Raw genomic sequence first — 25,237 nt, forward strand, 5'->3', positions numbered from 1 at the left:
GGTGTTATGAGGTACAGTAGCAGCAATTAGTAAACCAGTTTTTGAGATGTTTCGGATTCATTAAATCAAGAGCTACAGCAATTATGGTGTCAACCATTTTAGCAGGATAAACGCATCTAAATTAATTTGACAAAAACGTGAATTTGTGCATTACTAAATAACTAAAAAAACCTTCTTAAAATTAAGAATTTTAACCCGACCTGAGCAGATTAAATCACAACCTTAAGAGTTTCTGAACTTCTTAAAGCCGGATAATTTTCCTTCTTAGATAGGTGTTAGATTTCGCTCGTTAACTGGCAGAGTTTAAAATTTGAACTAAATAATTATTGTCCATTGCCGCTCGATACCGTTTCATTTTTAGACTTTGTTTAGAAGTTTTTTCTGGTTTTAGTAAATTTATAGCACTCCCGACGTAGGAGAGCAAAATTTTCGGGAGAATGAGCTTTGCGAATGCGACTCTTGTCTGAGCGAAAATGTAACATCTAATGTCCAATGTCAGTTATTTTCAATGCCCCAATGACTGCGAATCGCTCCAGCAATTTTTTCCGCATTACTGCTTAAACTACTAAGCGTAAAAACGAGCTTCTATCGTGGTTTTATTCCACAGCAGTCGTTCACTAATTATCATGACCACTGTTTTTAATCCAGTCCAGAATGCTTGATTATGGAGAGGTGGTAACTCAGATACATCAACAGTCCATACCTGTCTTTTTTCCCCTCGATGATGTCCAGCTTCTACTTGTTCATGATAGTTATACTCTACCTAGAACATCGGATTTTTGGGCTAATTCAAACCATTCTTTTACGGCTTTATACAGGAGAGGTTGATTTCCTTTTAAAGCTACAATATAATCTCCTTTTGGCTCTCCTGGGTTTATGGTAGATACGGTATCAGACACAACTGTTCGCGATTCGGTGATGCCCTTGGAGTAAGGATATGCAGTTTGTTTATCACCACAAACTCAGGAGAGCCCTCCTTTTTTCTTGACAATCAGAGCTAGAGCTGTTATGTCTTTTTGACATCCCATAGCATCGATGGTTATTACACTTCCGGCAATTTCTAACATTTCTATTAATGCCGGAATGGCTGTCAGCTCGTTAGATTTTTTAGGGACTTTTTTTTTCCTAAAACCAATTGATGAGATGAAGACCAGGCAGTAACTATATGTAGCGCTTTTTGCTGGTTATTTCGGTCATAAGACTGTTTCATTGTTTTGCCATCAATGGCAATCACGTTTAGTTTTAATTCCGCGACTATCGCATTTACCCAACTCAAAAAACATTCTTGAAACTGCTGCGGTTCAATTCGGGCGAAGAAGGAGACTAAATGTGTCATGAGATGGTATACCATTCGGTAATTCTAGAAAGCTTTTTAACCATTGATATTTGGCCCTGCCATAGGCTTCTATTGCCACCCATCCGTCGGCACCCCTGATGATAGCTAGAATCAAAATCGCTATAATATCTTTGAGTAAGTGTTCTTTACTTCTTTCTATCCTTGGGTCGTTCAAATTGGCAAAATGTTCTAAAAAACTGGCATTCAAAATATTCATTGAAGGCAATGAATCTGTTTGTTTTTGTTGGCAAGTTACAGTTTTACTAAAACCTCTTGCCATTGATAGCACCCATAAACTACAACAAGCTACATTGAAATTTAGTTAAATTTAACTGTAGCATATTTTGGGTGAAAGTTAAGATGCGTTTACCCTGGTAACTGAGAGTGTCCAGTCGGGGTTTTACTGTGTTTATTTATTTCGCGCCGACTTCTCTGGCGTTTATCTTTCTCTCAATCAAGGAATAGCAGATAAAAGAAATAATTTCGGACTTGGGAAGTCGAGGGATATGGTAAGGGATCAAGCACAACTATTTAAAGATAAGCTTGGTTCTAACAAGCTCAGAGAATTTTCAGAACCTCTCGATCTTCAGCTTGATTCAATCCCCAAGGAAACTACTTCTAGAAGGCTTGGACTTGCTTATGAAGCAGGAAACATAGCATCGAAGTTTTATTCAAGGGAATCACTTCCTGATGACAAGGAGTTGGTAGACGATGTTAGGAAAGTGGTTGAAATTTACTTTTCCGTGTTTGAGGAGGTTTCTTTGAAGGAGGAGGCTGATTCTAATTTTTTCAACGATGTTTTTTTGAAGTAGGAAGCTAAGAACTATGAAGCAGGAAGAGAATGGTTTGAAGATCGGAAAACGTATAGACTTCATCGAGTCACAGAACGAAATCAAACGTTATCTAGAAAAGTTAAGGAGTTGCAAGGATATAAGTGCAAAGCGTGCGGTTTTGATTTTGAGTCTCGATACGGAGAAATAGGCAGAGGATACATAGAAGCTCATCATAATGTTCCCATTTCCCACTTGAGCGGGGCAAAGATTCAACTAGATCCGCTTAATGATTTTACTGTGCTATGCTCAAATTGCCATAGTATGATTCATCCCATTAAACCAACGCCAACCCTAGAGGAGTTTAGGCAAAACTTGCAGATATAGTATGAGTATTTGAATGTTGATTTCGGGGTATAACAAGCGCTTGCAATAGTTATAGTAAAATAAACCCATGCAAATTATAGCAGCTAAATCCTATATAGAGTACCGAAAAAATGTTTTTATTTCAAATCCGGGAGATACTGTTGGCGTATACATTAGACATCTTGCAAAAGAAGGCGGGCGTAATTGCTTCTGGGCGCCTATGATTCTAGTGATATTTATAAATTTTTATAAAAAATAAAAATTATGAAACAGGGATACATAACTTACATTATCCAAAATTTTGTGCGGCGTAAGTGGAAAATTTATGTACAATTATTAGATAATTGTTGGCGATTTTTTAAGCTGAGCTACATCAAATTTTGGCGTTGCTGATTTACGGTATGAAAGGCTAAATATGCCAGTCATAGAAACCAGTATCCACAAAGCTTGGGAATTTTCCACTTATTTTTTTCATACCCTGATTAAGCAACGCCTAATTTTATTGTAAGTCATGCGTTGGTTTTGGGAACCTTTTACCTGTTTTGATGCTTGGCGCTGTAAAGATGAGTTTGAAGAACGGCTCTACGACTAAAAGCCTTCGTAAACCTGGGAATACGTGCTGATTAAAAATGCTGGCATCATGCCGATATCGGCACTCTATCATCACAAATAAAGAAGGTATTTAAGCTGGATTTAGTATTAAAATCTCAATACAGGTCTTTCGGGATTTTCGGGATTGGGAATTAGACGCTGATTTTTGCAATCTCCTAGCAAATCTAAAGTTTCTAACACAGTTTGACCGAGGAGTACCATATCGCCTAAAACCATTGTCGCCTCAATTGTCTCCCGCCCTTCTATTTCAATGATAACAGGCGCTGTTAATCCCACTGTTTCTTGTCTGCCATCGGCATATTTTGTTATTTCCTGACTCTAATTCTTAAACGCAGGTGTTCGCAGACTTCTACAAGAATAGCTGTGCGTACTGCACCAGTATCTATGAGTGCTACTGCTTCGTACACGCTCAACAGATTTGGATTGAGCAATCCTCTCTTGACTAAATCTTCATTAATGGCATTCGTGAGCTAGACTTTGACTCGAACTGCACCCATATTTTTGCTGGCTTGAGTTAGAGCGCGACTTAGAGCGCGACTTATCATATCGCCTCTGTTCGTCTATAAAGTATACCTTTGATTAGAGCCACAATTTATGGTAGTAAGGTTCGCAGTGCAAACCCTACAAGTAGAGTTTGTAGGTAAGTCTTACAGCGTATTCCAGGTTTAGGAAGTGCAGTAGGGACAAAGGCTTTCGCCGTGTCCCTACGGGGATATATCACTCTTGTGGGGAGTAGGGGTTGGACATCCTGGTCGCCCTAAACATACAAGTTAAATGCACAAAAGCTTACTCATCTTCTGCATAGATAAACCGATACAATTCGCTAGGATCGGGCTCAGCGCTTTTCTCAGCAAAATCGACTGCATCATCAATTACTGCTTGAATTTTATTATCGATCTCTTTCAATTCTTCAGCAGTTGCCAAAGTTCGATCGATCAAATCAGCAGCCAACTTCTTAATCGGATCGCGAGGGAACCAATATTCCTTCTCTTCCTTAGAACGCAACTCATCAGGATCGGCCAAAGAATGGCCGCGAAAGCGATAAGTCAAAGCCTCGATCAAAGTCGGCCCCTCGCCGGCACGCGCCCGCGCCACAGCTTCCTTCGCGACTTCCCGCACAGCCAAAACATCCATCCCGTCAACCTCGACGCCAGCCATGCCAAAAGCATGAGCTTTCTTGTAAATCAGCGGGTCAGAAGTAGCTCGTTCGTGGGCCATCCCGATCGCCCATTTGTTGTTTTCCACAACATAAATAATCGGCAATTTCCACAAAGCCGCCATATTCAAACACTCAAAAAACTGCCCGTTATTTGCAGCACCGTCGCCAAAAAAACAAGCAGTTACACCATCAGAACTCTCATCCCCCAAAGCTTCGCGGCGGTACTTCGATTGAAAAGCCGCCCCCGTAGCTACAGGAATCCCCTCAGCCACAAAAGCATAACCTCCCAACAGTCGGTGTTCGGCCGAAAACATGTGCATCGAACCGCCGCGGCCCTTCGAGCAACCGGTTTCCTTCCCGAACAACTCCGCCATTACCTCCCGCGCCGGGACGCCCGCGCTCAAAGCGTGAACGTGATCGCGGTAGGTGCTGCTGACGTAATCAGTGTCATCCCGGCGCATCGATCGAATCACGCCAGTAGAGACAGCTTCCTGACCGTTGTACAAGTGGACAAAACCAAACATTTTGCCCCGGTAGTACATCTCAGCACACTTGTCCTCAAAATAGCGCCCCAAGACCATATCCTCGTAGAGCATCAAGCCCTCATCCCGAGAAATGTTTACGCTTTGCGCGTCAAAAACTGGTAAAGTCCGTTCCTGAACCATAAATAATTAATACCCGACGATCGGCTTCCTAGACATCTAAATTTAAACCGAGATGGGACACAACCGCAGCAGAAAACGATCGCACCTTTTTTGTACAGCAGTTCACCAATTGTTATGAGTTTGGCAGGCGGAGCGGCTTGCCGGGACTTGGAGAACCAACTCCCATCTAAAACCGATGCCAACAAATGATATAATTCCATTACTCTCAAACCCGAATAATGCTCTGCAAGTCAAACCGCTCCTTTAGCTGACGGGCAGTGGGCCGTGGCATTTTCCTCACTGTAAAACGCTGTAGAGGGAAAAAAGTCAGAGTATCTCTACGGCAAGTCCAAGATACCGTGAATTGAGCGGTTGGAAGCCAACACCAGAATTTTTGATTGGGTTTGCGGGAGTATCTCACTTAAGATAGGCTAATTCAGTTGCTAGCGCTTTGGGGAAGTGGACGAGTGTTAATTCCACTAGATTACTACCGGATTTTGGGTCTACCGATTCAAGCTACTGCCGAACAGTTGCAGCAGGCTCACCGCGATCGAACTTTACAGCTTCCGCGCAGGGAGTATTCTGAAGTTGCGATCGTCGCCCGCAAACAACTGCTCGATGAAGCCTGCGCCGTTCTGTCAGACTCAGAGGGGCGCAAAGCTTACGATGCCAGTTTTTTAGCCAAAACTTACGATCGAGAGTCGGAAGCCGCACTCGAAGCCAAGCACCAGAGGTCAAAAACCTCAGCAGGCACGGCAACCTTCCTGCAAGAGGCAGGAGAAACCGCTCCGCCAGAGTCCAAGACTTTAGATGCTGCTCCCGACCCCCACACTCCAAGTATTGAAATCGATGACAACCAATTCGTAGGAGCCCTGCTCGTACTGCAAGAACTGGGGGAATACGAACTCGTACAGAAGCTGGGTCGCCCGTATCTTAACAATGGCAGCATCGCGATCGCAGAAGGTCGTTTCGGCGACCCTCAGCTCGTGCGGCCAGATATAGTTTTAACTGTCAGCCTTGCCTGTCTAGAACTCGGCCGCGAACAGTGGCAGCAAGGTCAGTACGAAAATGCCGCAAAATCATTAGAAGCAGGTCAAGAACTGCTGCTGCGCGAAAGCCTATTTGCAAGCGTGAGGGGTGAAATGCAAGCCGACATATACAAACTCCGTCCGTACAACATTTTAGAGCTACTATCCCTCCCCGAAGAAAAAGTCGCCGAGCGTCGTCGGGGACTGCAAATCCTGCGAGAAATGCTTCAAGAACGAGGCGGCATCGACGGATCGGGAGACGATCGATCGGGTTTAGGAATAGAAGACTTCCTCCGGTTCGTGCAGCAAATGCGTAAACACCTAACCAGCAGCGAGCAGCAGGCGCTCTTTGAAGCCGAAGCCGGCCGCCCCTCCGCAGTCGCCACTTACCTCTCGGTCTACACCCTGTTAGCCCAAGGATTTGCAGCCAGACAGCCATCGATGATCCGTCGGGCCAAGCTGATGCTGATGCAGCTCGGTCGCCGCCAAGACGTTCACCTGGAAAAAGCCGTCTGTTCCCTGCTGCTGGGCCAGACAGAAGAAGCCAGCCGCTCCCTCGAACTCAGTTCGGAAAAAGAACCCCTGGCATTCATTCGCGAACATTCCCAAGATTCACCCGACTTGTTGCCCGGACTGTGCTTGTACGCCGAACACTGGCTACAAGAAGAAGTGTTTCCCCACTTCCGCGACTTGGCCAACGAGTCAGTGTCCTTGAAAGATTACTTTGCTGACCCGAAAGTACAAGCTTACCTAGAAGCTTTGCCGCAAGATGCCGAAACCGCCAACGAATGGGTCGTCGTGCAGCCCCGATCCGGCAAGCCCCCAGGGCGACTGCAACCGACCGCAGGCCGATCGCCCGCTGCCATACCCGCACAGCCACCCACAGCCAAGCAGGGAGCCAGTACCGTCACCTTGACCCCCGTACCGGGCGAGGCTTCCACCGCAGGATCGGGCGCGAAATCCCAGGCAACAGTGACCGCGCCGAGCGCCGCTGCTGCCGCCGTCTCTCTCCCGATAGCGACAGTGCCACACCCGGCAGAATCGACTTCCAAACAACGCAGACGCCAACATTCAGGGCGCAGCGGAGCAAGTGGCAAGGGGCTCAAGGGCGATTTGGCCGATCGAGCGCGCACCAAGGCAGCAGAAATTACCGCCCAAGTCAAGTCCATGCCTCCAAACAGGCTGGCTTTGTTTATAGTCGCAGGTGTCCTGAGCCTGTTATTCCTGTGGTTAATACTCAGTCTGTTGGCTAGCGCCATGCAAGCCCTATCGGGTCCCCTCCAAGGAGAGCAAGCCCTCGTCCGCCTGGAAGAACCGCCCCTAGAAATCCCCGCCGTGGCCGCGGCCCCAGAGCCGAGCGCCGCAGGGGCAGTGTCGGGAGCAATCACTGAGGAATCAGCGGAACAAATAGTTCAAAGCTGGCTGTCGGCGAAAGCAGCGGCTTTGGGCCCCAATCACGCTGTCGAAGAATTAAAGCAAGTTTTGACAGAACCGGCTTTGTCTCGCTGGCAATTGATGGCAGAAGCTCAACAGCGAAACAACGCGCACCAGCGTTATGTACACAAGCTGCAAGTTGATGGAGTTAAGACGAATCCGACTAATCCCGATCGCGCTCAAGTAGAAGCCCAAGTCGCGGAAAAAGCCGAAGTGTTCGATCGATCTCAGCTCGTTTCTTCCCGCAATGAAAACCTGCGGGTGCGCTACGACTTGATCCGTCAAGAGGGACAGTGGCGGATTATGGATTGGCAAGTGATTAAGTAAGGAATTGTTCAGTTGACAGTTGACAGTTGACAGTTGACAGTTGACAGTTGACCTGGGATACCGACATCTGCCTGGAAGGAAGAGGATTGGAGTAATGAACAGTCTTCTTTTAATTTCTCCCGATCAGGGTTCTGGCTTTAAACCAATTCTTTCTGGTAATTGGTAATTAGTAATTGGTAATTGGTAATTTCTGCTGGCTAATTACTAATTACTAATTTCTGATTATTAGGTTAATTTTTAATTCCAAAAGCGGGAGTTGTGAATTGCAGATTATTGTTGAAGGCTGGCGTTTTATTTATCATTCCTATTGCGTAGCCAATCAATTTCAACTGCTGGAAATGCTCGCTCGCCCGCGAAGCCAAATTGAGCTTTTCCACCGCGATATGCCCTACATTGACGCAGCTTGGGAGACGAAAATTAGTTTGTTCGATCGCCCAAATGAAACCTTACTTCGCAGCATTAAGAACGCTGCGGTAAATCAGTCAGCCGATGTTACCCTGCGAATGTACTGCCCGTGGGACTTCTCGGCATCCTGCAGCGCTCAAACTTGGGTATTTGCAGCCACAGAATGGGGGATTGTTACCAGTTCAGTATTACAGGCGATGGGTGTTAAGTCCATCGCACAAACCCCGGTTAATTCAGAAACGAAAATTATTACACCTTCAGCTTGGTCAAAAGCCGGCTTAATTCGCAGCGGAGTTGACGCCGATCGCATTGCTGTCGTACCTTTGGGAGTCGATCCTAAGATTTATTATCCTGCTGCGGGCGATCGGCGTCAATCACTGCGCCAAAGCTTCGGCTGGTCAAACTATTTTATATTTTTAAACATCGGAGGACAAACCGATCGCAAAGGTATTCGCCCTTTATTAAAAGCCTTCGCTGCGGTAGTTGACAAATATCCAGATGCGAGATTAGTTTTAAAAGGATCTGAACTGCTTTATCCGTCGAGAGACGAGATTGCTGAAGCCAGCCGAGTTGTGCTCAACGATGCGGAAAGAGCGAGGGTTTTACCAAGATTAATTTATACTGGTAGCCAGCTATCTTTTGCTCAAATAGCTAAGTTTTACCAAGCAGCAGATGTTTATGTTTCTCCCTATTTGGCAGAAGGTTTTAATCTGCCGGTGTTGGAAGCTGCAGCTTGCGGTTTGCCGGTTATTTGCACGGAGGGCGGCCCTACGGATGATTTTACGCGCTCGGACTTTGCACGGCAGATTGATAGTAAATTTACGGCTGTGGCGAGTGACGGGGAAACCTTATTTATCTTAGCTCCTGAGTGGGAACATTTGACTGATTTGATGCAAGGGGCGATCGAACAGCCTGGAATCGCTGCGAAAGCGAGGGTTGCGGGCCCGGCTTTTGTGGCCCAAAATTTTACTTGGAGGTGTGTAGTCGATCGATTGCTTGAGGTTATGGGAGGAGATAAAAAGAGAGAGGAGAAGTCTATTTTTGAGCCAATAATTTTGTAGTTTGGGCGTTTCAAGCCCTAGATGGGGAAATAGGTATTTTCCGGCGTAATCCGGGTCCTGGTGGTTGGGCCGCTGTCTTGTTTCAATCCCTGATAGGGTTTTAGGTATTTTCCGGCTTCCTCCCTTAAAGCTATCTGAGCATAGTTTTTTGTTTCAATCCCTGATAGGGTTTTAGGTATTTTCCGGCTCGACTTCGCAAGTATCGATTCGTTCAACGTCTACGTCGTTTCAATCCCTGATAGGGTTTTAGGTATTTTCCGGCGTTAAATCGCAAAATAAGGGCAGTTAGTATAGTAGAGTTTCAATCCCTGATAGGGTTTTAGGTATTTTCCGGCAGGATCTGATCAACCTGATCAACCTGATCAACCTCTGTTTCAATCCCTGATAGGGTTTTAGGTATTTTCCGGCTATTCATGTTGTACTCCGTCTATTAGCCTGGATTGGGTTTCAATCCCTGATAGGGTTTTAGGTATTTTCCGGCAGGGTGGTAAGTTGGATTTGTTGCTGATATTTGGGCGTTTCAATCCCTGATAGGGTTTTAGGTATTTTCCGGCCTTTTCTTTCTTTAGGTGTAACGCCTAAAGTGAAGGAGTTTCAATCCCTGATAGGGTTTTAGGTATTTTCCGGCTCTTCAAACCTGTTAGGAATTCCCGATTTGTTGGTTGTTTCAATCCCTGATAGGGTTTTAGGTATTTTCCGGCGCTGCTGAAAAAGTGTAAGCGGCTCGTTAATCACGTTTCAATCCCTGATAGGGTTTTAGGTATTTTCCGGCTAGTTAATCCTCCTGGCTGAACAGCTTCTAAATCGTTTCAATCCCTGATAGGGTTTTAGGTATTTTCCGGCTTGATCCGAAGACTGACGGTAAATTGTTTTTGCTTCAGTTTCAATCCCTGATAGGGTTTTAGGTATTTTCCGGCCCTCTGGGAATTCTCCTAAAATTGAATTGGCAGAGTTTCAATCCCTGATAGGGTTTTAGGTATTTTCCGGCTTGGATACTGGGGAAATATTTATAGTTGGCATGGAGGTTTCAATCCCTGATAGGGTTTTAGGTATTTTCCGGCGATTCGCACCTCGTTAACTTGCAGCAAAAATTGCAGGTTTCAATCCCTGATAGGGTTTTAGGTATTTTCCGGCGGGAAAGAAGACAATAAACGCAACGGTTCGGCTAGTTTCAATCCCTGATAGGGTTTTAGGTATTTTCCGGCACACTAGAATTATAACTCATTTTAAGATTTCTGTAGTTTCAATCCCTGATAGGGTTTTAGGTATTTTCCGGCTTGAGAGAAAAGCGGAGGTGGGGGAAGGGGGGGGAGTTTCAATCCCTGATAGGGTTTTAGGTATTTTCCGGCCTCTAGATAATGGCTGTAACTAAAGAAGGTCGCGTTTCAATCCCTGATAGGGTTTTAGGTATTTTCCGGCCTTTGGCGATGGTTGAGGAGTTTATGGGTTCAGGTTTCAATCCCTGATAGGGTTTTAGGTATTTTCCGGCGTTATTAGTGCAGGTTTGATGGCAGGAATTATCAGTTTCAATCCCTGATAGGGTTTTAGGTATTTTCCGGCTATATGGAAATTAGGTTTGCAGGTGTGGAAGAATTGGTTTCAATCCCTGATAGGGTTTTAGGTATTTTCCGGCCTTAATGACAATAATTTAAAAGTGTTTACTGGCATGTTTCAATCCCTGATAGGGTTTTAGGTATTTTCCGGCAGGTTTTTGATGTTTTTCCTGCACTCGCTAGGCAATGTTTCAATTCCTGATAGGGTTTTAGGTATTTTCCGGCATATCGCCCTGCATGGCGATTAATCAAAAATTGCAGAGGGTTTCAATCCCTGATAGGGTTTTAGGTATTTTCCGGCGTTACTCTCAGTGCGTTTGGAGAAAGCTTAATAGACGTTTCAATCCCTGATAGGGTTTTAGGTATTTTCCGGCGCGACAAAGTGACCGAACGGTAAAGCCATCCAATTAGTTTCAATCCCTGATAGGGTTTTAGGTATTTTCCGGCACCAGGGGAGTGAGCCAGAGAGCGATCGCAGTTACGGTTTCAATCCCTGATAGGGTTTTAGGTATTTTCCGGCCTATGCTCCCTCAATGCGACAGACCCAGAGACTCTGTTTCAATCCCTGATAGGGTTTTAGGTATTTTCCGGCAGTAGTTGGCGAGACAACGGCTCCACCTTTTTCTGTTTCAATCCCTGATAGGGTTTTAGGTATTTTCCGGCGCGACAGTTGTCAGCTCGTTCAGGATTAGCTGAAGCGTTTCAATCCCTGATAGGGTTTTAGGTATTTTCCGGCGTCAAGGGATACAATTATGCTGTTCGTCAACGTAAGTTTCAATCCCTGATAGGGTTTTAGGTATTTTCCGGCAGCAGCAACCCTGGCTAAGGATTTAGGGTTAGCATAGGTTTCAATCCCTGATAGGGTTTTAGGTATTTTCCGGCGCATTCACCGGGCTCTAGTCGTTCCATCAAGGGTTTGTTTCAATCCCTGATAGGGTTTTAGGTATTTTCCGGCCCGGTGTCGAATCCGATCAGAATCCGATCTTGACGTTTCAATCCCTGATAGGGTTTTAGGTATTTTCCGGCGAATATCTTCTGTCTATTCCTGATAGCTGCGTTCTTGTTTCAATCCCTGATAGGGTTTTAGGTATTTTCCGGCCGCCCGTTCCAGAAGCCACGGTGTATTTGGTTTTCAAGGTGCAGTTGCGTCCATCTCCAACAAAAGTACCATTCCAGCCTTCGGCTTGTCAATACCCGAGTTTCCATACTCACTCCAAAACCTTATCCTGTAAAGCTTTCAGACTTTTCGTTAATCTTTTTTTGACACGAGGGGCATCAAACTCTTGCTGCACATGAGTTTGAGCCAAAAAATTGGATACTCCGATTTTAACACCTACCGATGGACGCAAACTAAGCAAAAAATATTGTGCGCTCAACGGGCTCTACCCCACCAATACCTTCGATCTTAGCGTGACAGCAGGCGTACAGCGGAAAAAACAAAATACAGTCTTCCTTGGGTTCGATGACTTTGTTCGGCGTGGCGATCGCCCTTTAGATCTGAGTCCTAGCTTGCATCCATCTCATCAACTGGTTCGATGACTTTGTTCGGCGTGGCGATCGCCCTTTAGAGTTGAGTCCTAGCCGGAATCACTCTCCTCAACTGGTTCGATGACTTTGTTCGGCGGGGCGATCGTAATTTAGACTTGAGTCCTAGCCTGCACCCATCTCCTCAACTGGTTGGATGACTTTGTTCGTCGTGGCGATCGTAACTTAGACTTGAGTCCTAGCCCGCATCCATAATTTAAAAAATACTCCTATATAGTAAAAAAAAATAGATCATATTTAACAGCTAATCCAGTTAGACACTTCTCTGAAAAATCTCACAAACAAGCCAGATAAAATGTTCTTAACCCTAGGTTTATTAAAATCTATATTTGAGCAAATCACAGACAAAAACGTATATTTTACGGGGAGTTAACCCCAATTAATTGCTAGTAGTGATTTTCCCAGACTGATTCCGCACAACAACCTAAACTTTCACTAATTAGCCAATTTTTACCTGCCCTATTTGCGGTATTTGCGCTTCGCTGTTCGGAAAAATATTATTGGCTAATTGCCTAAAAATTCCCCAAATTAACTTAAAATCAGTAGAGTGGCATTTACCTTAAAACTACCTATGACAAAAGCCGAAATTAGCACCAAAAACATCACAGTTCCTAACGGAGATTTGCAAATAGCTGCATACCTAGCCCAGCCAGCATCCCTAGGGCAATTTCCCGCAGTTATCGTAATTCAAGAAATCTTTGGCGTCAACTCGCACATCCGCGAAGTTACTGAAAGAATAGCAAAAGAAGGATATGTGGCGATCGCCCCAGCCATTTACCAGCGTCAAGCCCCCGGCTTTGAAACCGGCTACACCCCCGAAGCCATCCAAATCGGCAGAGAATACAAAGAAAAAACCACAGCTTCCGAACTTCTCGGCGATATCCAAGCCACCATCGATTACCTCAAAACTCTACCCTCTGTCAAACCAGAAAGTTTTGGCTGCATTGGTTTCTGCTTTGGAGGGCACGTCGCCTACCTCGCCGCTACTTTGCGCGAAATCAAGGCTACAGCGTCCTTCTACGGCGCCGGTATCGCCACCCAAACCCCCGGCGGCGGCACCCCCACGATCGCCCGCACAGCAGACATTAAAGGCACTCTCTACGCCTTTTTTGGCACTCAAGACCCCAGCATTCCCTTAGAACAAGTTGACCAAATCGCCGCCGAATTGCAAAAACACAGTATTTCTCACCAAATTTTCCGCTACAATGCCGATCACGGCTTCTTCTGCGACCACCGCGGCAGTTACGACGCTACGGCAGCAGCCGACTCGTGGGTGCAGGTGAAGCAGCTATTTCATCAGCAACTTCAACCAGCTTAGAGAGTGGGAGATGGGGAGATAGGGAGATGGGGAGAGTGGGAAAATTTTTTCTACTGACGACTGCCAACTAAATTACTGACAACTGACAACTAAACTGACATGAATTCCAAATCTACAGGTTCTCAAAGCCCAAAACCATCCTTTTCAATGGATGATTTTGCTAAAGCCCTCGAACAGCACAATTACGAGTTCCAGAAGGGACAAGTAGTGCGCGGCAAAGTGTTCGAGTACGACTCAAACGGCGCGTATGTTGATATAGGCGGCAAGTCTTCGGCTTTTTTGCCGATCGAAGAGGCTGCTTTGAGAACAGTAACGGATTTGTCGGAAGTGGTTCCGCTCGACGAGGAACGGGACTTTTTGATTATCCGCGAACAAGATGCAGATGGCCAAGTTACTTTGTCTCTGCGGCAGTTACAAATTCAGCAAGCTTGGGAAGATTTAATTGAATTGCAGGAAACCGGTAAAGTTCTTCAGGTGCGGGTTTCTGGGGCGAATAAGGGCGGCGTGACTGTAGATGTTCAGGGAATGCGCGGTTTTATTCCCCGATCGCACTTAGTGGAACGCGATAACATAGAATCGCTGATCGGTCAATCTTTGAGCGTGAATTTTTTGGAGGTCGATCGCGAACGAGAAAAACTCGTACTTTCCCAGCGGATGGCCACTCAATCGAATGCCTTCAAGGATTTGCAAATTGGTCAGTTGGTAGAAGGAAAAGTCAGCAGCATCAAGCCTTTTGGCGTGTTTGTGGACTTGGAAGGAGTTAGCGGTTTGCTGCACATCAAGCAAGTTAGCCAAAAATATATTGATAACCTTGGAAAGGTGTTTGCCCCCGGTCAACCCCTGAAAGCGATCGTGGTTGACCTCGATGAAAGTCGTGGCCGGATTTCGCTTTCTACTCGGGTACTAGAAAATTATCCAGGGGAAATGGTCGATAAAATGGCGGATGTTATGGATACCGCAGAAGAGCGATCGGAACGTGCTCGAAAGACTCTTTCTTAAGTCTTGATATAATTACCACCCCGACTTCTTTAAGAAGTCGGGGCTCTAAGAGCGCGATCGTTTTACGTTTAATTAGCTTGATTTACTTATTTTGCATTGTACATCGACTTCTTCTACCAGTTTCCCAAAAGAATCCAACTATAGGCTAACTCCAAACCCCTATCTAGTAAGTGAATACCTCTAGTCAATCAAACATCAAAAATCCCAAATTGTCTTACTTCTTCCTTTGGCGCTCTAACTCCATTTCAGCGTTGGTTATTTAACCCCATTAGCTACTACTCCCAATACTTTAAAATCCGCTACATTTAGTTGATCTAAAGCTTTGTTTACCAGTCCGCGATCGGTTTTTTCTATTTTTACTATCAAAACTGTGCCATCAGTTTGAGATGCTAGTAAATGACCATCTGCTAAACCAATTAAAGGTGGTGTATCGTAAATGACTAAATCAAATAACGCTAGGAATTGTTCCATTAAATAGTGCATCTTTCTCGAAGAAAGTAATTTAATTGGATCGGGGGGAATAGTACCAGCAGTGAGGACAAAAAGATTGTCATCATCAGGTAATCGCTGAATAGCCTCATTTAAGCTTAAATCCGAACTTAAAGTATTACTTAAACCTTTCAGATTTGATAAACCAAGGTATGTGTGGAGTTGAGGAGAACGCATATTAGCATCTACTAATAATACTCGTTTACCCACAGCAGAAGCAGTTTTAGCTAAATAAAGTGCTACAGTTGACTTACCCTCACCTTTAAGAGTCGAAGTGATGGTTAAAGAACTGACTGGGTGTTCAGCATTTAATAATTGAATATTTGTGTATAAGTAGTGAAATGCCTCGATTACAGGAAAATCTTGGGAATTTGAAACTATTATTCGTTTTAAGCTTGCACCGTTAGTATTTGAAGTTATGCTAGTGAATTGAGCGGGAACCCTTTCACCTCTACGAGACTTAATTTTCATCGCTTTGGCGATCGGAATGACTCCCAAAAGAGGACGTTTAGTTGCTGATTTAATTTCTTCGGGAGTATGAAAAACAGTATTTAAAACTTCTACTAGGAAACCTATAGCAATGCCTAGTAAAGTGCTAATAACGATCGCGATCGCTAGGTGGCGACGGGTTTGTTTTTCTGTTACTGGGTGGAGCTCACCATTTTCGTTTGTGACTAACTGTGGTTTAGATATAATTTGCCAAGAGTCATAAATTTGACCAGCATCTATTTGTAAGGTTTTTTGTTTTTCCATGAACAGCTTGAGAGTATCTTTAGCTAGTTCTAGTTTTAATTGTAGGTCATCATAGCGACGTTGAGCTTGGGGCATTTGAGTGATTTTTGCTTGCAGTAAATTTTGGCTATTAGTTATCACTCGCTCGCGAGCTTCCAACTGTTTTAGTTGTGATTGCATCTGCAAGAGAACAGTATCAGCTTCTCTTTTCATTAAATCGCGCAAACTTTGCTGCTTTTCCCGCAAAGATTGAATGGGAAGGCTATTTTCATAAAATTGAGTAGAATTTAAAGCTAATTGCGACTCTATTTCAGTTATTTTGCCAATTAAACTTTCATAAGACTTGGGGCTAATATCAATAATCCAACGATTATCGCCATTTAAAGATCTTTTTTTGTAGTTTTCATATTGCTGCCTACTTTCTGCTAGTTGTACTTGCACTTCTAGGCGACGATTAGTTACACTATCTAGCTGATCTGATAGGCTGCGGCTGCGTAATTCTGGTTGATTAAAGTTATACTTAATTCTTAAGGTTTGTAATTCTTGCTGCAAGTTATCTACTTTCTGCTGGAGGGGTGATATTTGTCTAGTGATAAAATCAATACTTTGTTTGCTAACTCTTAAGCGCTCTTTGCCCATATATTCTCGGTAATATGTTGCAGTTTCTTCCAGCACATATTTGATGCGCTTGGGGTCTCGATCACGGTAGCTAATATCTAGGAGTTTAGTACCCCCCTGCTTCCCATCTCGCAAGAAAGTAACACGTTGGATAGTCAAGCGGTTGTTGAGATTTTTATAGTCAAAATTTGGATATCTTTGTTGCAATTTATTAACTAATGGTATTAGCACTTCGGGGCTTTTTAAAACCCGCGTTAAACTTTGATAATCCACCGAGGAACCTTCTTCCGCTGATGACTTAATTCTGTTCAAGTCTGTGATGCCTATACTGTTACTTTGAGCTTGGACTAAGAGCTTTGATAGCCGATCGTCAGTCGTAAGCGGTTCTGCTAAAACTGTAAATTTTCCTTCATACTCAGTAATAGATTTTTTGGCAGCCCTGATCACGAAAGTACCAGTCAAAGTACCGATGCTGGCAGCTACTATAGCCATCACCAGAAGGCGACGTTTGACCACAGCTACTACCCATCCCATATCAAGGACTTGGTCATCTCCTTCTGGGGTACTAGCTACGTAGTTACGGGAGGCTGCGGACAGATAGTGACCATTAAGATCATCCTTTAGGGAAGAAAACAGCTTTTTATCCATAAGGCTAATTTTATGAAATTCCTAATTTCCTAAGAGTCTGAGTAGCTCTATGAGTCGGGTGGGAACGAGAATTCCACCAATAATATTATTAACTGGTGTGAGAACAGTGGTAATGGTGTCTACCAAGGTAGCAGTCCTTGATCGTCCCACTATAATTATGTCATTATCTTGAATAAGTGGGTTGGTTTGAGCATCGATTCCTTGATTCAAATTAATTGCTACTTCCGATCGCGATATAGTTCCATTAGGATTCAGCCTGATCAGTTCCACGGATCTAGAGTTAGCGCGACTTAGCCTGAAACCCCCCGCACTCATAATTGCTTGATTTAAGGTAGTATTAGGAGGTAATTTGAGCCCACCCGGAGTATTGACTTCTCCAATAACACTCACTTGCACAGTCCCCGGAGCAAAGCTAGCAGTAGCTAGAACAGAAACTTCTCCTGGGTCGATCGCCGTCGCTGTCGGCACAAATATGATATCCCCTTCTTGTAGTATAGTATCTTGAGAGGTATCTTGTTCTTGCAAATATTGCCAGAGGTTAATAGTTCTAATTTGTTGTTTGCCACTTCTAGTATAACGTTGGAGTTGGATTTGGCGAATATCGGCGATTGATGTGATTCCACCAGCTAGTTGTAGAGCACGAATAATTGTCGGCTGTCCGTTAGTTCTTTCACCATTTTGGGTATCACCACCAATCGCTACATATCTACCGGGACGCTTCACCTCTCCGAATACTGAGACAGTACGGGGTTGCTCTGGTGGTATAGAAAAAGTAGATTCACTAAGTTGATTTGTTTCTGCTAAATTAATTGTTTCTTGAGGAGGAACCAAGATTTGATCTCCATCTCGCAAGGTGATATCTTGGCTGGTCTGACCAGTTTGTAAATAATCCCACAGATTATAAGTGATAGTTATTTCTTTGTTAGCCGTGAGCCGACGCCGCACAATTACTCGTCTGATATCAGCGGTAGCTCGAATACCCCCAGCTTTTTCTAAAGCTTGAGGAAGAGTGGGAAACTGAACAGAGGGTCTGTTGCCACCTCCATTAGCTAGGGGTAATGAGTAGGAGCCGGGACGGCTTATTTCACCCGATAACCAAATATTGAGCGGGCGGGCAGCTTGTAAGCTGATGGTAACTAAAGGTCTTTTTACAACGCGACTATAAGCTCTAGTGATAACTTGGGCGGCCTGTTCTAAAGTTAATCCTTGAAGGGGAACACTACCAATAATTGGGATTTGAATAGCTCCCCCAGCGGGAATTTGATACTCTCCACTAAGCTGGGGCAGATCGTAGATATCAATTCTAATATTGTCTCCACCGCCTAGATAGTAGTCAGTATTAATTATTGTTGCGGGGCCTGGGGACTGAGCCAGGTTGGTTTGAGGGTAGGAGAGAGTGAGTACCAGCGCCAGCAGTGGCAGTTGTAAAGCATGAAGGGTAAGCCATTTCATAGTTAGTAACAAATTTGATGATAGAGGTAAAGCCATGAAAGATATTTTGAGAGTGCCGATGTTTGCGTTGATGCTATTGTGTTTAACGCTTATCGTCTTTGTGACTATTTATATTTTAGTCGCACGCAATCCCAAATTGGGGGCAAGATTAGAAAAGATTTTTGTGGGGATACTTTTTTTTACCATAACTGGTGGATCGGGTATCATAGCCATGCCTTTTACCAAACTCCATCCTAACATTTTCTACAATTTAGAAACTACACCCCCAACGATAATTGGTCAAGTTGCCATTTATGGGGCCATGATATTAATGATATTTCCCCGCTTAACTCAAACAACCCGAAAAACAGTTTCTATCTGCATTAAATGGATAGCAGGAGACATTTTTTTAGGTTTATTTTTGTTGGTTATGACTTTATCGGGCTTGTGGTCAGAAACTCCTGAAATTACTTTTAGGGCTATTTTTGCTATTTGGGTAGTAACACTGGTTTCTATTTATGTAGGGAAAGTGTATAGTTGGTTAGAAATTTATGGATTATTGAGATGGCTAACTGGTTTGTTAGCTTTATGGTTACTTGTGAAAAGAAATCCAGCGCCGGACGGTTGTTGGACTGGAGTTTTAGGTCATAAAAACCCTTTTTCTTTTCAAATGGCTAATACAGCTTCTTTATGGATTTTATATGCTTTTAAAGAGCCTAAGTATCGATATTTCTCATTATTTATCATTTTAATAGCTTTAGTAGGATTGCAAAAAGGTTGTAGTGGTGCTAGTCGGATTTTGACCGTGGTATTAATCAGTTTGTGGAGTTATTTAGCACTCTTAAAAAAATTACCTATAAAATGGGCTTTTGTCTGCTTTATCTTATTTTTGGTGGGTAGTATAGGTATAAGTATTTTGGTATTAAATAATTTAGAGGCTATTGTTGTGGATGGTTTGGGAAAAGATATGACTTTAACGGGTCGAACCGATTTTTGGCCTTTAATTATTGATCGAGTTAATCAAAATAACCCCATATTTGGTTATGGAATGCTAGGATTTTGGCAGTCTTGGCGTGGCTTGGAAAACCCCGCTTACGGAATTCTAGTAGCTAAAACTGGTTTTGTGCCACCCCACTCTCACAATGGTTTTATTGATATACTTTGCCAACTGGGTTGGGCTGGAGTATTGTTGTTTATTGGGTCATTTTTTAATAATATCTTTAGAGGTATAAAGTACCTAGTTAAAGGAAGTTTTCCAGAGTCAGGTTTGCCTTTGTATTTATTAACATTTATGCTAATGACTAATTTGACAGAGGGGGGACTATTGGGTGTTGGTACTTATTGGTGTTGGTATGTAGTTTTATCGGTAAAATTGAGCTTAGATAGCACAGCTAAGGATCATCCACACTAATGATGTCAGCGTTGGGTGAGGCCTATGAGGAGAATCTTTAAACAGAATAGGCATATCCCCGACTTGTTAAACAAGTCGGGGCATGAACACCGATCGCCCTTGACGTTTAATTAAGTGGGTTCACTTAATATGACTTGCAATTGTTTCACTCTCCACAGTTACTTCCACTGGCCAAGAATTTTCCATCTCTACTGTTTGTTTCGGCTGATAAACTGCCAAGTCGAACCAGAAAGTCGTACCCACATTAACTTCGCTAACTAAATTAATTTTAGTGTGGTGCTTGTCAATAATGTTTCTGACAATAGAAAGACCTAATCCCGTTCCTTCTAAAGTGTGTACTCGGTTTTCTACCCGGAAAAAGCGCTCGAAGATTGCTTGTTGGTCTTCAGGATCTATGCCAATTCCAGTATCAGAAATTTCTATCCGCACTACCGGAAAATGTTTAGCATCCGGTGACAAGTTTTGGTTAACGGATTGACCGTCTTTGTGGGTGGACGCCTCCGGTTCTAGCAAATACGCTCGAATAGCCACCTTGCCGCCGGACTGAGTAAATTTTAAGGCATTTCCTACTAAATTTGCAAATACTTGCAGTAACAAATCGTAATGACCTAAAGCAGGCGGCAAATACGGGTCAACTTCTTGCTCTAATTCAATGCCTTTATCCTTAGCATTTAACTGATAAGTTCGCAAGGTTTGTTCCACAGCTTGCGGGAGGTCAACAGCCTCCAAGTGATAAACTCGGCAGGATTCCAGTCGCGACAAGTCTAACACGTCGTTAACTAAACGAGTTAGTCGATCGGTTTCTCGATTGGCAATTTCTAGGAATTCCCTGCGCTCGCTTTCTAGAAGGTCTTCTCCGTACTCGTGGAGAGTCTCGATAAAAGATTTGATATTAAATAAAGGTGTTCTCAATTCGTGAGAAACATTGCTGATAAAATTGCTTTTAGCCTCATTGAGTTCTACTTCCCGAGTAATGTCCTGCACTGTCATGGCAATGCCTTTGAGACTTTCTCGGTAATTTCCCGAACCTTGATGCTTGGAGGTTTGCTCGTAGAAAGTACACTCTACAGCTACCGGGCGTTGTGGCTCGGTACAGGTATCTTCCTCATGGCGGATGCAGCTTCTGCACAACGGTTCGGCACCGGGCGCTTTGTGCAGAATGACAGTAGTTAAAACAATCCGAATTGTACGGTTAAGTGGTTCGCTCATCGAGATGCGAAATTCGCCGCCTTCGCGATCGCCCGCAGCTATTTCCTGCAACGGTCTAGCCAATTCCTGCTGCACTTCCGAAGGTAAAATGTTCAGAACATTTACTCCGATCGCCTTTTTACCTTCCCATCCAAAAATCCGCATCCCCGTCGGATTAACTAAAATTACCTGCAAATTTGCGTCTAATAAAAGCGCGCCATCAGCAATCGTTGAAACCAAAGTTTCTAACTTAGCTTTTTCCGCTGTCAGCTCTTCAATATTTTGTTCTTCATAACTTTCGAGTTTCTGGGCCATTTCATTAAAACTGCCGATCAACTCGCCCAATTCTCCTCCTAAAGGCAGGTCAACTCGCTGCTTAAAATTACCGCTGGCAATGTTTTTGACCCCGAAGACTAATTGTTTGATCGGCTGAGTAATTGTCAGGGCATTAAATACAGCTCCCAAAATTACCATCACCCAAATTGTGACAAATACTGCTAAAGTGACATCCCTAGTAAGATTTGAAGAGATAACTGCTGCCGGATTTGGGTTAATGCCGATCGCCAAAACTCCCAAATATTTGTCTTCATGAATTAACGGCACAAATACATCGGTAACTTCTCCATCTGGCGTCAAATGCTGCCGCACCAAAGGCAAAGAAGTTAAATTTCTCGCCTCAATATCGGTGAGAAAATTATCGGGAAGTTTGATCTGGCGGCGCAGTGTCAGGGAAGTCTGCACCTCGGATTCCGAAAATGGTATCCCCAGGAAAATATCTCCCGCTTCGTCGGCGTAAAGCATATAGCGGACGCTGGAGGTGCTGCTGTAAAATTGGCGGGAAAAGCGGGCGACTTCGGAGCGATCGTTTTTGGCAATCAGCGGCGCCACATTTGCCGCCAACAGCAGGCCGAGGTCGCGGCCGTAACGAGTATCGTTAAGTCGGGCGTCTTGCTGGATAGTATTCACGGCCCAGAAGGTCAGGCCGCTCATAATTAACGACACTACGAGGGTAGCAGCGGCCATCAGGCGGGTCTGGAGGGTAAAATCCGACCACCAGCGGGCAATAATTTCTCCGATTTTGTTTAGTATGGCCAGCATTTCACCAGTTCACCAGTTCAATATAAAAAGCAAGATCAATTCAGTTGGCTCCCGATCAAATTTTCTGATGCGACTTGTCCGCTACCGCCACCGCAGAGATACCAAACTTCATTGTTACATTTCTACATTGAGATTGCTTGGCTTTCGGATGGCGGCCGATGTCGCAATTCCTAATTTTTATCGCCCAGAGCTCGGCGACCGATGTCCCGACGGCAGTAAACCCCTTCAAATTGGATACAATCAACTGCTGCATAAGCTTTGGAGATAGCTTGTTCCAAAGTTTCTCCCGTCGCAGTGACGCCCAAAACCCGGCCGCCGTCACTCACCAACTGCTGCTGCTTCAACTGAGTACCGGCGTGAAACACTTCTGCTCCTTTAGCTTCAGCTTCCTCGATACCTTTAATAACTTTGCCTTTTTGATAACTTCCAGGATAGCCCCCAGAAGCCAAAACTACGCAAACAGAGGCCCCCGACTTCCAGCGAATAGAATATTCACCGAGACGCTGCTGACAGCAGGCGAGCACCAAATCTTCCAAAGGAGTTTCCAGCAGCGACAAAACCGCTTGAGTTTCGGGATCTCCGAAACGGCAGTTGAATTCTAAGACTGTGGGTTCTCCGTCGGGGGTAATCATTAAACCTGCGTAGAGTACACCCCGGTAGTCGATTTTGCGTTTTTGCAGTGCTGCAAGGGTGGGTTCGAGAATTTCTTCTTGAATCCTTTCCATGAGTTCCGGGGTGACAATGGGCGCTGGGGCGTAGGCTCCCATACCGCCGGTGTTGGCTCCCTTGTCGCCTTCCCCGATAGCTTTGTGGTCTTGGGCCGGCAACAACGGTTCCACTGTGATGCCGTCGGTTAGGGCGAGAATCGAGACTTCTTGACCTGTTAAGAATTCTTCGACGACGACTCGGATGTTGTCGGTGCCGAATTCGCCTCGGAAAATGGTGTTGATGGCGCTGTGAGCCATTTTGACGGTGGTGGCAACGGTGACTCCTTTGCCTGATGCGAGTCCGTCTGCTTTGATGACTATTGGGGTTCCTTGTTCCAGAACGTATGCTTTGGCTGCTTCTGCGTCTGTAAATACGGCAGCTTTGGGTGTGGGGATGCCTGCTTCGAGCATCAATTCTTTGGCCCAGGATTTGCTGGATTCAATTTGGGCGCCGGCTTTGGTGGGGCCGAAAATCATGAGTCTTTTCTGTTGGAAATAGTCGGCAATGCCTAGCGATAGGGGCAATTCGGGGCCGACGATGACTAATCCGATGTTGTTGACCATCACAAAGCGTTCGATGCCTTGGAAGTCGTCGATGTTGAGCGACAGATTTTGACAGCCTTGGGTGGTAGCTGTGCCGCCGTTGCCCGGTACGCAGAATACTTGTTTAATCCGCGTAGATTCTAGCAGTTTTTTTGCGATCGCGTGTTCGCGGCCTCCGTTTCCCACAACTAAAACTTTCACAGTATCCTCACCTATAAATTTTGTTCCCTGAATTTCTGATTTTCAGTGTCTGCACCTTTCTATCTGCTTTTTGCAGTGCTGTCAATTATGCCATGCTTGGCGATCGCCAATTGCTAGATGTGGCACTTTTCAGCAGGGGTGGCGTTCGGCGGCTGTTTCTCAATGGCTGGGAGCGTGCAATAATTAAAGACTTTAGCTGCCCAATTTTTATGGGTTCTGCCTCGATTTAATCATGCAATTCAAACTATTTTTGGGCTTTTAACTCGGCAATTACTGTAATTGAGCTAGGGCCAAATAGCGATAAGATAGGCAGGTTGACTTTGCGGAATTTTACTCACATGAAATCAAATCAAACCGCTGCGAGTTCATCTGCCAAATTTAAGCGGGTGGGCGTTGTCGGCGGCGGCCAGCTAGCTTCGATGATGGGGGATGCTGCTAGGGCGCTAGGTATTGAATTGGTAGTGCAAACTCCTCATGCTACCGATCCGGCAGTTTCTGTTGCTGCTGGTGCTGTTTTGGCTGCAGTTGATGATGTTTTGTCTACGGCTCAATTGGCGGCTGGCTGCGATGTTATTACTTTTGAAAATGAGTTTGTGGATTTGGATGGTTTGCGGCCGCTAGAACAGCAAGATGTGTTATTTCAGCCGAGTTTGTCGTCGCTTTCTCCTTTGTTGGATAAGTACGTTCAACGCTGTTATTTACAAGGTTTGGGTTTGCCAACTCCGAGGTTTTGGGAATGGGATTGCAGCGCGGATTTGCCCCCGGAATTGTTTAAGGCGGTGGCTCACGACTTTCCGGCAATTTCTGTTTCCGACAGCGTGCAGATGGAAGGAGACTCGGATGCTGGATCGATCGACTTTCCCTTTGTCGTCAAAGTTCGGCGTCACGGTTATGACGGCCAAGGTACTTTTATTGTTAAGGATCGGGGGAGTTTGGAGTCAATTCGTGCTAAACTCCAAGGTCAGTCTTTGCTGGTAGAAGAGTTTGTGCCGTTCGATCGCGAATTGGCAGTGATTGCGGCTCGATCGGCAAATGGCGAAATTGCGATTTATCCGATAGTGGAAACTCAGCAGCAAAATCAGGTTTGTCATCTGGTGATTGCGCCCGCTGATATTAGTTTAGATGTCAAAACTGAAGCTTGTGCGATCGCCCGCACTCTCCTCAACAGCTTAGAAGCTGTCGGCGTATTCGGCATTGAATTATTTTTAACCGCCGATAATAAGCTGTTAGTCAATGAAATTGCACCCCGCACCCACAACTCGGGACATTTTACCATTGATGCCTGTGAAACTTCACAATTTGAACAGCATTTGCGCGCAGTTTGTCAACTACCTTTAGGTAATTCGGCTTTGAAATGTGCAGGCGCTGTCATGGTAAATTTGCTCGGCTACGAGTCGGCCGAGTCCGATTATTTAGCAAAAAGACAACAACTGGCACAAATTAGCGGTGCTTTTGTCCATTGGTATGGTAAGAAAGTATCGCGTCCGGGCCGCAAACTCGGTCACGTTACAGTTGTGCTCGACGCGGACTTGGTGGCTCAGGGGCGATCGCAAGCACAGGCGATCGCTCAAACCGTTGAATCTATCTGGTATGCAAGTTAAATTGCTCAAAGCT

General features: G+C 44.7%; 14 protein-coding genes, 1 pseudogene and 1 CRISPR repeat array. Of the genes and pseudogenes, 8 read left to right on the forward strand and 7 right to left on the reverse strand.

Features of this window, described 5'->3' with window-relative positions:
- Nucleotides 1–289: 289 nt before the first annotated feature.
- Nucleotides 290–1,616, reverse strand: a pseudogene (locus tag QUB77_RS31755) (ISAs1 family transposase).
- Nucleotides 1,617–1,707: 91 nt separating this feature from the next.
- Here QUB77_RS31755 and QUB77_RS15950 point away from each other — a divergent pair.
- A complete protein-coding gene (locus QUB77_RS15950) occupies nucleotides 1,708–2,148 on the forward strand; it encodes an MrcB family domain-containing protein (RefSeq protein WP_333174318.1) in 441 nt (146 codons plus the stop codon).
- A gap of 108 nt (nucleotides 2,149–2,256) precedes the next feature.
- Nucleotides 2,257–2,493, forward strand: a complete 237-nt coding sequence (locus QUB77_RS31760; RefSeq protein ID WP_445251753.1) for an HNH endonuclease — start codon at nucleotides 2,257–2,259, stop codon at nucleotides 2,491–2,493.
- Nucleotides 2,494–3,171: 678 nt separating this feature from the next.
- Here the strand turns inward: QUB77_RS31760 and QUB77_RS15955 are convergent.
- Together QUB77_RS15955 and pdhA are read right to left on the reverse strand one after the other, a co-directional pair.
- Nucleotides 3,172–3,360 (reverse strand): hypothetical protein, encoded by a 189-nt coding sequence (locus tag QUB77_RS15955; protein WP_333174292.1) that lies wholly within the window; start codon nucleotides 3,358–3,360, stop codon nucleotides 3,172–3,174.
- A gap of 510 nt (nucleotides 3,361–3,870) precedes the next feature.
- A complete protein-coding gene (pdhA, locus tag QUB77_RS15960) occupies nucleotides 3,871–4,908 on the reverse strand; it encodes a pyruvate dehydrogenase (acetyl-transferring) E1 component subunit alpha (RefSeq protein WP_333174290.1) in 1,038 nt (345 codons plus the stop codon).
- A 446-nt stretch (nucleotides 4,909–5,354) separates the two neighbouring features.
- Between pdhA and QUB77_RS15965 the strand changes: the two genes are divergently transcribed.
- The 4 genes from QUB77_RS15965 (at nucleotide 5,355) to QUB77_RS15980 (ending at nucleotide 14,557) form a co-directional block, all read left to right on the forward strand.
- Complete coding sequence (locus QUB77_RS15965; protein WP_333174287.1) at nucleotides 5,355–7,676, forward strand: IMS domain-containing protein; 2,322 nt, start codon at nucleotides 5,355–5,357, stop codon at nucleotides 7,674–7,676.
- 263 nt (nucleotides 7,677–7,939) lie between these two features.
- Nucleotides 7,940–9,142, forward strand: coding sequence for a glycosyltransferase family 4 protein (locus QUB77_RS15970; protein ID WP_333174284.1), 1,203 nt, complete (start codon nucleotides 7,940–7,942; stop codon nucleotides 9,140–9,142).
- 79 nt (nucleotides 9,143–9,221) lie between these two features.
- A CRISPR array of direct repeats spans nucleotides 9,222–11,794; the repeat unit is 37 nt; unit sequence GTTTCAATCCCTGATAGGGTTTTAGGTATTTTCCGGC.
- Between the two features lie 1,017 nt (nucleotides 11,795–12,811).
- Nucleotides 12,812–13,558: a dienelactone hydrolase family protein gene (locus QUB77_RS15975; RefSeq protein ID WP_333174281.1), complete on the forward strand. Its 747-nt coding sequence runs from the start codon at nucleotides 12,812–12,814 to the stop codon at nucleotides 13,556–13,558.
- Nucleotides 13,559–13,657: 99 nt separating this feature from the next.
- The gene (locus QUB77_RS15980; RefSeq protein WP_333174279.1) at nucleotides 13,658–14,557 is read left to right on the forward strand and encodes a S1 RNA-binding domain-containing protein; all 900 of its coding nucleotides are present in this window, start codon (nucleotides 13,658–13,660) and stop codon (nucleotides 14,555–14,557) included.
- A 255-nt stretch (nucleotides 14,558–14,812) separates the two neighbouring features.
- On the opposite strand, the gene QUB77_RS15985 is transcribed toward QUB77_RS15980, so the two are convergent.
- Both QUB77_RS15985 and QUB77_RS15990 read right to left on the reverse strand, forming a co-directional pair.
- Nucleotides 14,813–17,044 carry a polysaccharide biosynthesis tyrosine autokinase gene (locus QUB77_RS15985; protein ID WP_333174275.1) on the reverse strand — a complete coding sequence of 744 codons (2,232 nt, stop codon included), beginning with the start codon at nucleotides 17,042–17,044 and terminating at the stop codon, nucleotides 14,813–14,815.
- A gap of 21 nt (nucleotides 17,045–17,065) precedes the next feature.
- Complete coding sequence (locus tag QUB77_RS15990; protein WP_333323280.1) at nucleotides 17,066–18,532, reverse strand: SLBB domain-containing protein; 1,467 nt, start codon at nucleotides 18,530–18,532, stop codon at nucleotides 17,066–17,068.
- Between QUB77_RS15990 and QUB77_RS15995 the strand changes: the two genes are divergently transcribed.
- On the forward strand, nucleotides 18,531–19,886 hold the full coding sequence (locus QUB77_RS15995; RefSeq protein WP_333174270.1) for an O-antigen ligase family protein: 1,356 nt from the start codon (nucleotides 18,531–18,533) through the stop codon (nucleotides 19,884–19,886). The genes QUB77_RS15990 and QUB77_RS15995 overlap by 2 nt on opposite strands.
- A 120-nt stretch (nucleotides 19,887–20,006) precedes the next feature.
- On the opposite strand, the gene QUB77_RS16000 is transcribed toward QUB77_RS15995, so the two are convergent.
- Nucleotides 20,007–22,172: an ATP-binding protein gene (locus QUB77_RS16000; RefSeq protein WP_333174268.1), complete on the reverse strand. Its 2,166-nt coding sequence runs from the start codon at nucleotides 22,170–22,172 to the stop codon at nucleotides 20,007–20,009.
- A 170-nt stretch (nucleotides 22,173–22,342) separates the two neighbouring features.
- Nucleotides 22,343–23,623 (reverse strand): phosphoribosylamine--glycine ligase, encoded by a 1,281-nt coding sequence (gene purD, locus QUB77_RS16005; protein ID WP_333174265.1) that lies wholly within the window; start codon nucleotides 23,621–23,623, stop codon nucleotides 22,343–22,345.
- Between the two features lie 338 nt (nucleotides 23,624–23,961).
- Here purD and QUB77_RS16010 point away from each other — a divergent pair, with 338 nt between their 5' ends.
- Nucleotides 23,962–25,224 carry a 5-(carboxyamino)imidazole ribonucleotide synthase gene (locus QUB77_RS16010; RefSeq protein ID WP_333174263.1) on the forward strand — a complete coding sequence of 421 codons (1,263 nt, stop codon included), beginning with the start codon at nucleotides 23,962–23,964 and terminating at the stop codon, nucleotides 25,222–25,224.
- The last annotated feature ends 13 nt before the right edge of the window (nucleotides 25,225–25,237 follow it).

The sequence above is a fragment of the Microcoleus sp. AT9b-C3 genome (genome assembly GCF_036705485.1).
GTDB lineage: Bacteria > Cyanobacteriota > Cyanobacteriia > Cyanobacteriales > Microcoleaceae > Microcoleus.